This is a genomic window from Bradyrhizobium sp. USDA 4516, from assembly GCF_054055915.1.
In genome coordinates, this window is sequence record NZ_JBSRXT010000001.1 from 5,308,168 (window position 1) to 5,322,351 (window position 14,184).

The 14,184-nt window shown below is 58.4% G+C and carries 9 protein-coding genes; 3 read left to right on the plus strand and 6 right to left on the minus strand.

Features of this window, described 5'->3' with window-relative positions; all coding sequences use genetic code 11:
• Window positions 1-159: 159 nt before the first annotated feature.
• Complete coding sequence (locus ACVI1L_RS24470) at window positions 160-1,242, plus strand: aminotransferase-like domain-containing protein (protein WP_456784038.1); 1,083 nt, start codon at window positions 160-162, stop codon at window positions 1,240-1,242.
• A gap of 304 nt (window positions 1,243-1,546) precedes the next feature.
• Here the strand turns inward: ACVI1L_RS24470 and ACVI1L_RS24475 are convergent, their stop codons facing one another.
• From ACVI1L_RS24475 to ACVI1L_RS24485, 3 genes are read right to left on the minus strand one after another with little or no spacing between them, the layout of a single operon-like run.
• Window positions 1,547-3,829: an nSTAND3 domain-containing NTPase gene (locus ACVI1L_RS24475; RefSeq protein ID WP_456784039.1), complete on the minus strand. Its 2,283-nt coding sequence runs from the start codon at window positions 3,827-3,829 to the stop codon at window positions 1,547-1,549.
• A gap of 3 nt (window positions 3,830-3,832) precedes the next feature.
• Window positions 3,833-5,056, minus strand: coding sequence for a type II toxin-antitoxin system HipA family toxin (locus ACVI1L_RS24480; protein ID WP_456784040.1), 1,224 nt, complete (start codon window positions 5,054-5,056; stop codon window positions 3,833-3,835).
• Window positions 5,049-5,627, minus strand: coding sequence for a helix-turn-helix domain-containing protein (locus ACVI1L_RS24485; RefSeq protein ID WP_076825864.1), 579 nt, complete (start codon window positions 5,625-5,627; stop codon window positions 5,049-5,051). The genes ACVI1L_RS24480 and ACVI1L_RS24485 overlap by 8 nt, the downstream gene beginning before the upstream one ends.
• A 459-nt stretch (window positions 5,628-6,086) precedes the next feature.
• Between ACVI1L_RS24485 and ACVI1L_RS24490 the strand changes: the two genes are divergently transcribed.
• Window positions 6,087-6,905, plus strand: a complete 819-nt coding sequence (locus ACVI1L_RS24490) for a hypothetical protein (protein WP_456784041.1) — start codon at window positions 6,087-6,089, stop codon at window positions 6,903-6,905.
• Window positions 6,906-7,342: 437 nt separating this feature from the next.
• On the opposite strand, the gene ACVI1L_RS24495 is transcribed toward ACVI1L_RS24490, so the two are convergent.
• On the minus strand, window positions 7,343-7,618 hold the full coding sequence (locus tag ACVI1L_RS24495; protein WP_456784042.1) for a hypothetical protein: 276 nt from the start codon (window positions 7,616-7,618) through the stop codon (window positions 7,343-7,345).
• 754 nt (window positions 7,619-8,372) lie between these two features.
• Window positions 8,373-9,926, minus strand: a complete 1,554-nt coding sequence (locus tag ACVI1L_RS24500) for a carbohydrate porin (RefSeq protein WP_456784043.1) — start codon at window positions 9,924-9,926, stop codon at window positions 8,373-8,375.
• 1,135 nt (window positions 9,927-11,061) lie between these two features.
• Between ACVI1L_RS24500 and nodU the strand changes: the two genes are divergently transcribed.
• Window positions 11,062-12,747 (plus strand): nodulation protein NodU, encoded by a 1,686-nt coding sequence (gene nodU, locus ACVI1L_RS24505; RefSeq protein ID WP_456785602.1) that lies wholly within the window; start codon window positions 11,062-11,064, stop codon window positions 12,745-12,747.
• A 232-nt stretch (window positions 12,748-12,979) separates the two neighbouring features.
• On the opposite strand, the gene ACVI1L_RS24510 is transcribed toward nodU, so the two are convergent.
• On the minus strand, window positions 12,980-13,786 hold the full coding sequence (locus ACVI1L_RS24510) for a class I SAM-dependent methyltransferase (protein ID WP_456784044.1): 807 nt from the start codon (window positions 13,784-13,786) through the stop codon (window positions 12,980-12,982).
• Window positions 13,787-14,184: the final 398 nt, after the last annotated feature.

The window sequence follows — 14,184 nt, forward strand, 5'->3', positions numbered from 1 at the left end:
AACGGTCGGCAGATAGCGTGTTCATTGCTGCTTCGAGCTACGTGGTCCGCTCCTAAAGGGCTGACCGCCTGCCGGGTGACTCCGGCACTGTTTGCGCCTCATTCGTCAATACCGCGGGTCATCGTCGCGGTCGCAATTCAAGCGTGAGAAACATGAATTATGATTGATCTTCGGCGAATTACCTCTCCCAAAGTACCAGGAGCGGATGAATACCTGAGAAGAACGCTGCTGTCGCTGGCAAGCCGATGGGACGGTGCGGACGAAATGCGTCAACATCGACGTCTCGGCAGCACGGACGATCTGATTGCGGCGCAAAAATTCCTCGCACGGGGCAACAGGGGGCGCATTCCGATCGACAGGCTATTTCTGGCGAACGGCACTTGGAATGTATTGCTGATCCTTCTCGAGACCCTGGTCGGTCGGGGCAACTCGATTGCGGTCGAGGCCTCTACCTACTCCCAGGTACGCGACGCGGCGCAGATCCTCGGAATTGGCCTTGTCCCGATCCCGCTGGACGTCCACGGGCTGATTCCCGAAGCGTTCGACAAGGCCTGCCATGTTCACCGGCCGAGGCTCCTCTATTGTGTGCCGAATGCCCAGAATCCGACCGCGTGCACAATTCCAGCGGGCAGGCGCGCACAGATCGCGGAAATCGCGCGCCGGCATGACGTCGTGATCCTCGAGGACGATCCGCAGGGCCTCGTTCGCGAGGATTTCCCACCGGGCTTTTCCGATATTGCGCCCGATATTTCATGGACCGTGATGGGATTGTCGAAGTGCTTCTTCGTCGGTACGCGGATCGCGTATGTCGTCGCACCCGACAGGGCCGCCATCGAGCAGGTCATGTCGCGATTCGGCGCGATGGCGATGTGGTACGCCTCCGTTCCTTCTGCGGCTATCGCGACCCGCGCCATTCTGGAGGGCGCAGCCGACGATCTGCTCCAAGCGATACGCCTCGAAGCGACATGGCGACGGGATCTCGCGGCGAAGTTGATGCCCGGCATCTCTCCGTCCTGCGTTGGCGCACTGCATGTCTGGTTGAAGAGCGATGTCCTTTCAGGGGATGAACTGGTCGAGCGCGCCCGAATTGAGGGCATACTGGTGCGAAGTGGCTCTGAATTCTCCGTCGAAAAGCCGAACCGTTTGGACGGAATCCGAGTCTCTCTTGCCGATGTTTCGCGTCAATCGTTAGAGGAAGGTCTTGCTCGCCTGGCACGAATAATGGGCACCGTACCGATGTAAGTCACTCTCCGGTATGCTCCTGGCCGCTCGCAAGTCTCCAGCTCGTTTTGACCACGACGTGATCGAGCAGTCGCATTGAGCGGCGCTGCGCTACGAGAAATTACCACTTTTGGCGCGAGGTCGTCACGTTGGTTTTCCGGCTTAAAAGCGGTTCGTCAGAGGGCCATCTCAGGCCTGCTACACGCCACAAGCGGCATCAGCCGGCATTCGATTCAAGTCTACCGCGTGCCGGAAGCCGATGATGAAAGCGGCCAAAGTAGGATATTCGGGATCAAAGGAGAGCCGAGTCAGCAAGAAGCGTTCGCTACCTGTGTAGCAGCGGAAGAAAAAGGCTTCTCAGTGCCTTGTCGTCGAATACGTCGCCTTCCTGTGGCTTGCTGCCACCAAACGACGGTGAACTTGAGACATCGGTTTCTTCCCCGAGCTTGACAATGCGCTCCTCGACCTTCTTCAAGGCGATCGATACCACTTGGGAGGACATATTGACGCGCTCCGAGAGCTTGCGGATCGTATCAATATGTTCGTTGAGGGTCGATTCCGAATCCATCTCCTCGACGACCGATCCAACGTTCTCGATCTCGTTTCTTATCGCATCATCATGCGCGCAGAAGAGGCGGTCGGTAAGAAGGTGCCGCCATTCGTCGACGGCATCGGATATCTTCTCCAATTCGTCAGGGGTAATGGGCGATTCGAGCATCGAGATGGCTGCCGTCTCGAGATAGTCGGCCATTTCGATGGCGCCCGGAACGTCACCGAAATAGTCTCCGTCTCTCAGCTTCGCGATCAGTTCGATTGCCTCACCGCCGTCGCGCCATGAGTCCAAGCCGTCGACTGGCGAACGCGCCAGGACGAGCGCGATGTCCGAGAAGCGGGTATTTTCAGTTGCCAACCACCAATCGATCAGTAACCGGATGCGATCGGTATTCGACAGCCCCCGAGGATGGCGCGTGGGGCCGTAATGTCCAGGAACGACCGTCCATGTCGGTTCCGCAGCGAATCGTTCCGCCGCGTCGACGAACCAAACGCCGAGCTTCCTTTGGAAAGTCTCCGACCGACTTAGACGCGCGCCGAATCTCCAGACGGCCTCCGCCCAGTCGGTCTGACGCGCGCCGCGGGCAATCTCGAGCAGGAGGGTCTCGTCCTCGAGATATCCTGTCAGATAGTCCCGCAGGGAAGGATTCACGAAACCGACCTGCGTGCCTCGTATCGTGACGAAGTCCCCCTCGAGCACCCGCAGGGATTCTTCAAAATCCTTTGGTCCGTGGCTCTCGCCGTACTTGGCGCAGAGTATCGGATGCATTCCGTCGTAGGACTCCCGCAGCTCATCGATGCTGACGCCGTATTGCGAGCCGAAGAAGAGTGCGATGAGCAGATGCTGCCGGGTCTTCGAGATGTGACTGCGGAAGGCGATGTCCCACAATTGACCTGGATGATCGAGGGCGTGCAGGAAAGAGACCGGATAGTCCTCGGCTGCGATCTCTTCGATGCGGCTGGTGTCGGTCATCCATTCTACGATGCGAGGATTGTAGTTCTTGTGGTCGACGATCTTTGCGATGTCGCCTGCGACGAGTGCCGCAATGTGACCTGCGGGCGTTTCCGCGGCCAGAAGATGGTTGTAGATGATGCGCGCTTTGATGCGCCGCGTGTACGCGCCCACGTCGAGGACGTACCGGCTTACGTCCAGGCGCCGGTCCGCGAGATATTCTGAGACCTGGCGTGCCTCTGCGAGTATGTATGCCCTCGTCGTGAGGATGAACCGGGCGTTCGGCGACTTACGGACCCGCTTGATGAATCTGGCGAGTTCGGAGTCCTTATGGGCCAGCGCATGACGATCCAACGCCACCTTGCCCAGGAAGTCGTCGAAGAGAAATATCTGCTTTCCCTTGTCTTCGATTGCGGCCAATCCGTCTTCGAGGCTCCTGATGGCGATGAGTTCCCAGCCCTCGGCCAGGTACGCATAGCATAGCATTTCCGCCAGGGTGGTTTTGCCGACGCCGGGGGGCCCGGATATGATGACCACATGGTTCGCTTCCAGCGTGTCGCGCGCTCCGTCGAAACTCGGATTCGAAGCATAGATCCGGACCTTGGATTCGATCTCCTCCTTTGTGATCCTGTTGTAGGCATGGGCCGCCGACCGGACGACCCGGTCGAGCACGGCGGCGTCGGACAGCCAGAGCTTGATGTGAGACTTAACGATGTCGGGATATTTGCGGAGCAGGGCGTTCAGATCACCCGGCCCCAGAATGTCGCCCTCGCCCGACAGCGATGGGCCTATCGCCTCCGTGAGTTCGGATTTGTTCTTCGGCGTGAGGGGGCATGATGTCGCCAGAATGTAGCGGCCGGAAGCCAAGCCTTCGATGGCGCTTCGCTCACGCTTCATCTGCGACTTGAGCGAAGCGTAGGAGGATCTTCCGTAGTGCTTCGCCTGTAGGATCGTGGCAGCGCCGCCTCGCGCATGGCGTCCATCCATGCCTCCGTCGGGACCGGCCGCGAAGGCCTCGAATCTAACGCCGAATTCCCGTCCAACGAGATCCCGAACCAGATCCTCGAAGTCCGCCGGCGAAAGGTTTCCGAAATCGTAGGCCACGACTCAAAGCTCGTTGTAAATCGGGATCGAAGCGGCGTGCGCGTCGACGACTTCGACGACTTTCTTCTCCAAGGGGAGATCTGCCTTGCGCTCGGCCCACATCTTCTTGAAGCGTTGGACGGTTTCCGCAGCTGTATCGATGGCGAGCTTCTCCGAGATCTTTGCCTTCGCCGCCAGATGTTTCAGCTCGTCTACGGAGAATTCCGCCATCTTCTTCGTGCGCGAATAATTCAACGCCATCTTGTCCTCGGCGATGTACGGTATGGTCGACAGCAGATCGTAGGCGGGCGACAGAACCGGCATCCGGCGGTCGGGATAGATCAGCGACCAATTCTTCAAATGCATGTCGGCGTTGCCGATCAACGTGCTGAACACGAGGCGTCGGACAAACTCGGCGATGCCGGCCTCGCCGGTCTCGATGCCCAGGACACGCGCGATGCTCCGATAGTTAGCCTTGTCGTACTTTTCGTCCGGGAACACGCCGAATACCTGCGCAAAGTCCTCCATGTGGACCGGCCCGTCGGCAGTGCGGTCGAACCGCTTGATCGCGAGCGCCCGTCCTTTCAGCTCACCGATACCGTCCGGAAGTCCCTTGATCGCCCCGACATCGATAAGTTGGAGCTCGGGCACTTCCATACCCATGTCCTTCGCCAAGCTCATCATCGAGTATTCGTTCTCGGGCACGCCCGGGTGCTGATGGGACGGCAGTTTGACGATCCACGAACCGCCGACGCCCTCGACTGGAATGGTTAGTCCGCCGTTCTTCGAATCATTCTTGAGCGCGGAGAATTTCAGCTGCACGCCCGCGAGTGAGAAGCGCAGCATGTTCTGCCGTTCGTCCGGCGTGAGATCATCCTCGACTTGGGGAGGCAATGCCTCCCCCTCCGCTGGATGGACCGACAGGGCACCCGGAAGGTCACGGCCCAGCATCCATAGGAGAAAGAACTCGCGCTTTTCCTTCACCCCCGCACGCTCAGCGAGGTAGCGACGCAGCGAGCCTTCCGGCAAAAGATTGGAGAAGAAGGGTGGAAGGACTTGCTGATAAGGTTTGAATGAGGTGAGCAGGTTTCCAAATGAATCCTTGAAGGACAGACTTAAAGTTGGACGGGCGGGGTCGTCGATGTAGTTCTGATTGAACGCGAGCAACGACCGGTCGCCCTGCACGAGCGTGAGTGTTGCGACGGGGATGTCGTATAGGCGTACGTCCAGGACCGATACGTCAGGCATCGTCATCCTCGTCGTCGAGAGCGTAGGCAGGGCGGGGGGCCTCTACCTTGTGTGCGATCCGGTTGCGCAGGTCCTGCAATACTCCTGCGGAATTTTCCAACACAGGCTTGGGTATCGGTTCGGAGTGATAGCTTCGCAATGTGTCGACGACGTCGCTGATGAGGGCGAGGTCCTTCTTTGAAAGATGGACCTGCTTCAAGAAACGAAAGTATTCAGCAATGCGGTCGAGTGGCACGGAGCTACCGTGGCGCTTCTTCTGCCTAGCAACGAGGCGTTCGGCCTTCGCGAAGAGGTCCGACAGTCCCTCCTCAAGGGAGAAATCGTTCGCGTTCGAGCGCAGTATGCCCTCTACCGCCGGGAGCAGCTTCTTCGGTACGAGCACGATTTCGAGGTCGAGTGCCCGAACCATCTGGATGAAGCTCGAGAGGCCTGGTTCGAGGCGGCCGGTCTCAATCTGGGAGATATGCGCCTGGGTCAAACCCGATCGGACGGCCAGAGCGCGCTGGCTCATGTGTTCTTGCGTGCGTTTGGCCCGAACTGTCCGGACAAGCTCTTCGCTCGAATACGACATGATTTACTATCCTAATCAAGGCGCCGAATAGATAATAATAATGCATCATGCCGAATTCAAGTATGATTGATTCTTATCAATTCATATTTCTGATAATGGAAATATATCGACATGGCGGGAGAAAAACGGTATTGTCCCAGTTTGAAATTTCTTCCGGTTCCCGCTTCTGATAGGGACCGCGCGGGCCGGTGCCGTCCCCTTGTCAATCAGGGTCACGGCGTCTTCGCGAATTTTCAACAGCGGCGCGAGAAGTCAGGATGGGGCTTGAGGGAGGAGTTTATGCGGGCCTAAAAGGCGAAAGAGGCCCCCTTTTCGGGAGCCTCTTTCAAAGATGTTTAGACTCAGGTAGCGGCCCAAAGGCAAATGTCGCAACGCGCCATCACTCCCGGAGTGGTCAGGTTTATCGCTAACTAGCAGCCGCCTGTCAAGTTCCTTAAAAAATACTCGGTCGTACCCTAAATGCCAGATATCTCTTACGAATTTTTAACAAAATTCTTTACCGACTATCTGCCATTTTCCCCAACCCCGAGCCAGGTTGAGGTTTTCCAGTCCGATTTGACCCTTGTAAGTCCTTTCCTAGTTGAGGCCTCCCTAATCGAAGTCAAGGAGGGAACCAAGGGTCAAATCCTCAAATACCGCCCCAACGATTGGCGGCCCGCCATTTTCTCAGTCTACAATCGAAAAGTGGCTGAGCATGCTCAGCTTTTCCCGGTTTTCCATTCTTTCGAAAATGCTCTTCGCTCAACTGTGGCGGTAACTTTAGAGCAGCACTACAAGCACGCGCGCTGGTGGCGAGCCATTTACGAGGAGTTGAAAAAGGGCGGCAAGGCCAAAAACATTTCTCAGATCGGGGGCGTTCCGCTGGCCCGCCATGCCGCCTTTAGAATCGGTACGATCATCCAAGATATGGAAGGGAAGCAGTTTCCTAATGGGCCGGTCGCCGCGATGATGAATGGCTATGAGTTCATGCACGATTGCAATCTTGGCCATATCCGCCAGCTTATCGAGGAGCACTGGACTATATTCTCGCCCAAGTTTCACCCGCTTAGCGTCGCTGATTTTACCGCCAAATTTGACAAGGTCCGTGAAGCACGGAATGCGGTCTATCACCATCGCTCGCTTTCCGGCATGTCCGATGTAGTTGCGGCCGCCGAAGAGTTACTAGACAAGCTCGATTTCTGCCTGAAATTCGTCCACGGCGAAGTCGCTGAATGCGAGCCAACAAAGCTTTCCTTTTCCGTGGACGCAGAAAAGCGGCATCGCACTTGGATTGCCTAGCGTTTCAGCCTCGCGAGGGAGAGACACGTCAAATGCCATTCGACCACCAGTCAGAGGCTAATGAGGCGCCGAGAAAGATTGAGCTGGTTTTTAGCTCTGGTCGGGGCGTCCTGAAGGACGGCCTTCCTATCCCGCCGAGCGCCTACATCGCGCTCGGACGTTTGGCAGCGATATGGATGGGCGAATTAAAATAAGGTCCGAAGAAACTTCATATCAGGCCCTCGAAAATCAAGTTGCCCACATAAAAGCTCTACTGGACGCATGTTTGGCCGAGGCTAAGGCTAGCTTTGCCGCCTCAAATTCAAACTGAGACACTACCGGAAAAACGTCAACGAAATGAGCCGCCCAAGTGGCGCCCTTGCCACAGCGATCCGGGTTTGAAGCCCGGTAGCGTCCCCGTTTTAATTCACAGGCACTTCCGCCAAGGACGAAGTTCGTCAAGCCAGCACCGGCTGATGCTGGCGACATCTGGACGTGGACCGCGATTGATGCCGACTGGAAACTGGTCGGCTGCTCTTGCCCCGCTCGATCATTTCCGTCACCGGCAACTTACCGAACAAATGTGCACGGGTTTCGCGGACAGGATCATGCGGTGCGGACAGCCTTGCATAGGCCAAGTCGTAACTTTGCTGGAGTTTGTGCCCTGGTGACCTGATCGGGCAGATCGCCACCTGAGAGAGCAGGCAGCGGGCGTTGTCGGCAACCTCGGTCATGGGTCCGGTGGATCCTCCATTGTGCAAGAGAAGCTTCCGACTGGCGGCGGTCGCGGTGGTTTCGGCTGGGCGAAGCGGCTTGGATCGCGGCGTCATGATTACGAAGCGCGGTGTAAAGCTAACGGCATCGTCCCGGCTTTCGACGAGGCAAACTACGGCTTCCTGAAGGCTCGCACGAGCAGGCGAGCTACGCAATTCAAGATACGCCGATGGTAGTGAAACACTATGGGCGCTTACCACCACCGATTGGTCGGCAATTGCCTCGCATACTAAATCGCTCCGGGAGGCATCCTCGGCGGTTTATCGGGTTAGGTAGAACGCTTGGTTGCAATCCGCGGAATAGCTGCAATTACGCGAGCCATCGCCTGGATCGAAGCGTCTCCATAATCCTCGCCGGCAAACGCCCCAAGCGGATTGCAGCTTCATCTTGCCTGTGCTCCGAACGTATCGGGCGCAATTGACTCGATAGACCGCGATAGCTCGGGTAACGAGGGAAGGCCACGCGCATCAGCAGCGATCACCATGTTGCGGGAGGCGCTGCGTTTTCAGACCCGCTCCGACCGACACGTCGGAAACCGCGATAAGCGACGTTGCATTGCAGCTCATTGTCACCTGAGCTCCTCGATTCCGTTCCGGCATCGCCGCTGTCCTTCGTATTCCCGCACTCACCACATGGAGTCGGCAGCGCATCCTTGAACGGGGCGCTGCCGCGCGATCCTCTTGATTGGCCGCGCCCCGTCTTAGCGGCAGTTGCCTAGAAGAAGATGTTCGTAGACACGGAGAAATTCAGGGCATGTCCGATCTGCGGGGTGTAGGTAATGCTGGTTGGATTGTTTATGTATGTCAGTCCTACGCTTGTATAAATTCCCGGCGCAAGATGTGCGGTGTAGGTGGCCGCGATCGCCTTGCTGTCCCAATGAACGAGCTTGCCTTTCGCCAGCGCCGCGTCCACGGCCAGGTTGCTCCACACCGTATCGGTCGCGACGATGGAAACCTGGTCGGTCGGCCGCCAATCGAAAGGTCCGTTTACATAAAAGCGGAGCTCGTAGTACTGGCTGACCGTATTCAGATCGGGCGGGGCTCCCATGACCGAGAATCCGCCGTAGATCCCACGTGATGGCGAGTCCTGGACATTGGTCTGCCAAAACTGCCTGTCCGCGGCGATGTAATAGAAGGTGTTCGGATTGGTTCTCTGCTGATTTGGAAGCGCCAGACTTTTGTAGCTGCTGGTGTTGTAACCAGCACCCGCCCTCAGCCAGGTCTGCGGCGACCCCGGAGCGGCCTTGTTCAGATAGCCGGTCTCATCGAGGTAGAGAACGCCGGCATGCATCGTGCTCCAGTTCAGGCCCGTGGGGTTTTCGGTGATCTGGGTGAACAGGCCGTCGGGACTGTCGGCACGCTGGAAAGACACCTTCGTGTACAGGTGATCATCGAAATTGTACTTCAGGTTGAGAGCCGGGGTCGGCGCCGGAGCCGCGCTCAGACCCCCCTGGAAGAGTATGCTCGACGATGGACCGAAAACATTCGAGCCGGCATTCCCGCCGACCACGGTGCCGGCGAATTCGTGTGAATTCCTGAGGTAGCCGACCTTGAGTTCGAGCTTTCGGTCCCAGAAAGTCTGATAGTAGGACATCGTATTGATGCCCAGTCGATCCGGCCCGCCGGGTTGCCACGTCCAGGATTGCTCCTCGGCACCGACGACGATCTGTCCATCCGGAATGCCATATCGGCTGAGATCGTAGGTCACCCACATGTAGTTGACGGTGTTGAACGTCGGGTTTTGTCCATTGTAGAGCTGGTTGGCGATGGTGCTCTTGGCTGCATTTGGCAGCAGATTGTTTGTGTAGGTGACCTGTGACCACAAGAGATACCCGATACCGACTTCAGCCAGCGCAGATCTCACGCCTCCCGCATCCTGGACGACCGTATCGGCCGGACCGGGTATGCTGACGACCAGTCCCTTTTCGCGAAGGTTTTCGAATTTTGCGAACGGGTTAGGCTTTTTTTGAATCATGTAAGCGGCAGCTTCGTTTGCCTCCCGCTTTTTGACGGGTGTCTGCGATCGCGCCGCGATGTCTGCGTGCCGTGCCTTTACCTTCTTCTGGCGTTGGTCTGCTGCTGGAACTGACGCCCGTTTCTGCTGAAGACTTCCTGTCCCGGCCTCATCCCGAGGAGTGTTTCTTGTGTCCTGAACACCGGCTGCGTGTGCCGGCAACACGGTGCCGGCAATCCATGCCGCTGTCGACAGCGCTACGACAAGCCCGCCCTGTCTTGTGATTGCCCGAAGCAGGACATCGTCTGCGGCCACGTACAGCGGCTCGCTGCGATACCCGTGCCCAACACATGTGCCCCCGGCACGGCTTTTGATCTCAACTCGCATAATACCCCCGAACAGGATGGATCCCTGGCGCGGGATCCATCGCATCCGGAGCGATACAAATGGATGACTATAATCGACTAATTAGATGCGAACTCTGGAAGATGCGATGGCTCGGAGCGCTCATGATAACTGACCGCGGGCACCCGTGCTGATGCGAGCTTTTCGACGTCCGGACCTGAGTGCGATCTTGAGTTCGGCAAACAGGCTTTCGCTGAAAGCCTGCATGTCGTCTGGTATTCACCGGTTGATATTTAGGGAGTATGCGAGGGTGCGTTTGGTCCCTCGTGGAGCCGACACACCGGTTCTAGCGCCACTCCGTCATTAATCGTGGCGAAGCTCGCCGCTTGTCTGTCGAGCCCCGCCGCGAGCAAAGACGAAAGAAGTGGAAGCCCTCGCTTGAGAGCAGTCCGCGAGGCGCAGGCAAGCCGGTGCACACGGGCCGCCTTGCGAGCTCTTGGACCATAGAAGAAGGTGGCAGGATCTGATTCTGGCCGAGCCGCGGCTCTTGCCTCCATATTCGGGTCGCAATTCCTCGACGCACAAAAACTCAAGCAGGGGAGGTCTCCGATCGCTCGATGGGCCGCTTCGCGGAACGGATTTGCTCAAGATTGTTCGTGACGCACTGGGCGTGCACCGTCGGCGATGATGGCTTTGACCAACAGCACTCGACAGCGGAGCGTCGGAATAGCCGTCAGACCTCGCCCACTGCTGTTCGAAATCGACCTTCCTCATGTCTGAAGTCCGCCAAGATATCTCGGCGCGGCAGCGGGGAGCCATGTAACTGGTGGCAATTCTGCTGGCCCGCAGATGGCCTGCATACTGCATCCCCGCTCCAAGGGGCCGACCCCGTTTGAAGAACGATGCCTCCGCAGCTTCGCGAGCAGCTCATGAGATCGGACGTGAATTGCCACCGGAAAGGACGTGAAATGATCCGCAGCGATCGAACCGTGCTCAACCAGGGACAGGCGCCAGCATGCGGTGCATGGCCGCGCCAACAAACGGGACCTGCCTGATCGTCGATTTCGAGTTTCCACGATGAGTGCAGCAACAGGATGGAGATACGATGCGCATCTGCGGCATCAAGTTGACCCATGACGGAGCGATCGCCCTCATAGAGGACGGGCGCCTTGTCTTTTGTATCGAACAGGAAAAGCGGAACAACAATCCTCGCTATCAGCATATTGTCGATCTGGATGACATCGTCGTCGCTCTGGCCGGGCAGGGTCTTGGTCCGAAGGATGTCGATGAATTCGTGATCGACGGTTGGCCAGGAGACATTGAGACGCGCTTCGACGTCGTCAGTCGTGGCAAGCCTGTAACTCTCAAAGGGGCGCCCTATCTCGAGCCGCACGCCAGCGGTTTGCTCGCTGGGTACGATGGCTCAGGCCTGATGCTCGGGGGCAAAGCCCTGCCTTACAGGAGCTATCCACACGTAACGGGGCATCTGGCCTCAGCATACTGCACGAGCCCCTTTGCGAAGGCGGAACAAGCCGCGCTCTGCCTTCTGTGGGACGGCGGGATACCTCCACGGCTTTATCATGTGGAGCGCGGACAGGCCCGCTTTATTGAATCCCTGTTTCCGGTGATCGGTCATGCCTATGTGGTGGCGGGCCACAAGTTTGGTCCGTACAAGAGGCCGAACCGCTCCGGAGGAGGGGACCGGAGCATCGCCGGCAAGGTCATGGCCTACATCGCACTCGGGTCCGTCGATGAAGCTGTCGTCGCGGTATTCCAGGAGCTCTACGAGGAGCGTCTTGCGATGGACGGGAAGCTCGGCCGCAACTACCCCGGCGACGTCAAGAGCATCGACCACGCGCTTGCAGGTTTGCATGATTTTTTCGAAGCATCCATGGCAAGGCTGAAGGATCGCTCGCCTGAAGACGTGCTCGCATCCTTTCATGTTTTCCTCGAGCGTATGCTGGTGCGGGAGATGGACGCTGCCCTGCAGCGACATTCGTATCTGGCAGGAACACGGAATCTGTGTATCGCCGGCGGCTGCGGCCTTAACATCAAATGGAACACGGCGCTCCGCGGGTCAGCGCTGCTCGATACTGTCTGGGTGCCGCCGTTTCCGAACGACAGCGGCTCTGCAATCGGCAGTGCCTGTTCCGCATGGGCAGCGGACAAGGGGTTCATCCCGATTGAGTGGTCCGTCTATAGCGGCCCGGATCTGCAGCACGGCGATACGCCGCCTGGATGGGAGGCCTCGCCGTGCAGCATGCATGAACTTGCGATGGTCCTGGCAGACAATCACCCGGTGGTCTTCCTCACCGGCCGTGCGGAGCTTGGACCGAGGGCGCTGGGGGGAAGAAGTATCTTTGCTGCCGCGACCTCCGCGGGCATGAAGGATCATCTCAATGGCATCAAGCATCGGGAACACTTCCGGCCTGTGGCACCGATCTGCCTCGAAGATCGGGCGCCGGAATTCTTCAGCCCCGGAATGCCGGACCGCTACATGCTTTTCGAGCACCATACGCGGGATGAACAGCGGAACAGAATCCCTGCCGTCGTGCATCTCGACGGGTCAGCTCGATTGCAGACGGTGCCGCGAGACTCCAGGCACGACGTCGCCCGGCTTCTCGTCGCGTATGAACGGCTTACCGGCCTTCCACTGCTCTGCAATACGAGTGCCAATCATCGGGGATGTGGCTTCTTTCCCGACGTCGCGGCTGCCTGTGAGTGGGGACGGGTCGAACACATCTGGAGTGAAGGGCTGCTCTGGACCAAAACTCCGCCAGCGAGCAGCTAGATTTCATCGCGAATCCGCTTTTGTTTCCGGCTAGGCGACCGGGCCGGCAGGATCGCGTCAATGCCGACTGCCAGCGTCGCCATGATGATTTGCAACTGGTCAGGACGGGCGTTGGAACGGCGTGATATCGATGCTGGCGCTGATGCCGATTGAAGCTCCAGACAATCTCGCTTACCCGCGCGGAAGCGCATCTCGAGCCTTACGCCACGCTGGTTGAAGCGACCGCCGCAGTTCAAAGACCTGTCCCTTTGCCTCGGTAACCGATCAACGTCGTGATGTGGCCCCGGTCCATAAAAGAGCCCGCCGGCGAGTACGACAGCAGCAACTGACGAATGCGCGTCAAAAAACCTTCCCGACGCGGCCCCAGCGTACCTGGCGCACCCATCGCCGTGGAGGAGAGCCAGCCAAGAAGGTCATCGATAGTCCAGTGATATCGGTAGTAGTGCCGAAGTTCGGTGATTTCATTGAAGTCGGAAGCGGCAAGGACTTCCCGGTGAGATTGCTTCAGCAACGGCCGCACGCCTCCAGGGCCCGCGGGCAGGCTTCCGCCCCAGAAGTCCGTAATGTCCTTCACCATCGCGTCGTACCATTCTGATGGTTCGGAATGCTCTCGCACGCGATCGACGATCGCGACGCATCCATCGGGTTTGAGGATTCGCGACAGCTTGGTCAGTACCGCAGCCCGATCCATCCAGTGGAATGCGAGAGCGACGGTTGTCAGGTCGAACGTCGAGGCCGGCAGTTGCAGATTTTCGGACGTCGATACGACGAAGTCCAGATTGCTGACTCCGAGCGTCGCCGCCATTCGCTTGCCTTCCTCGACCATCTCGCTGCTGGGATCGACGGAAAACACGTGCGCTACGGATTGCGCCAGGGGAAGGCCAATCTGTCCAGTGCCGGCACCAAGATCGAGCACGCGGCTGCTGGTCGTGAGCCGGCAAAGCCGGACCAGTGATCTGAAAACATCCTCCGGGTAGGGGACGGCGTGCCGCGCGTAGTACGGCGCCGCACCGCTGAATATCCCACTTGCTACAAGCATGACTGCCCCCGCACCTTTGCCCCTCGCCGTTCACACGTTGCCCCCGTGGTCAGCCGGGGGCGGTGTGCCGACCGGAGTGAAGTTCTGTACCGAAATTCTCCATGTCGACATCACGCGTTTTCCGAAAAGCGCGGCCGTGGGGAGAGGTTCGCTGCTGATGATCCCAGCCCCGTCCCCTGAAAAATGCCAGATCAGCTCCCCGCGACCCCGGCGGCTGCGACCGAAATCGGGCCCACACAGGCTCATCCTGCAGGTTACACGGGGGATCGCGTTTCTGGGAGCTGAGTGTTGAAGGCGTGCGGAGCTTCCTTGATCCGCCTGGATCCATCGAGACTTGCCAAGCCTTGCGAGCCGCATCAATCGCTCAATGCCGGCAGTTGACCGCCGGCCGAATCTTC

What these genes read in the sequence shown, in the direction of transcription:
- ACVI1L_RS24470 (WP_456784038.1), top strand. Translation starts at nt 160, where the DNA reads ATGATTGATCTTCGGCGAATTACCTCTCCCAAAGTACCAGGAGCGGAT.
- ACVI1L_RS24480 (WP_456784040.1), bottom strand. Translation starts at nt 5,056, where the DNA reads ATGCCTGACGTATCGGTCCTGGACGTACGCCTATACGACATCCCCGTC.
- ACVI1L_RS24485 (WP_076825864.1), bottom strand. Translation starts at nt 5,627, where the DNA reads ATGTCGTATTCGAGCGAAGAGCTTGTCCGGACAGTTCGGGCCAAACGC.
- ACVI1L_RS24490 (WP_456784041.1), top strand. Translation starts at nt 6,087, where the DNA reads ATGCCAGATATCTCTTACGAATTTTTAACAAAATTCTTTACCGACTAT.
- ACVI1L_RS24495 (WP_456784042.1), bottom strand. Translation starts at nt 7,618, where the DNA reads ATGACCGAGGTTGCCGACAACGCCCGCTGCCTGCTCTCTCAGGTGGCG.
- nodU (WP_456785602.1), top strand. Translation starts at nt 11,062, where the DNA reads ATGCGCATCTGCGGCATCAAGTTGACCCATGACGGAGCGATCGCCCTC.
- ACVI1L_RS24510 (WP_456784044.1), bottom strand. Translation starts at nt 13,786, where the DNA reads ATGCTTGTAGCAAGTGGGATATTCAGCGGTGCGGCGCCGTACTACGCG.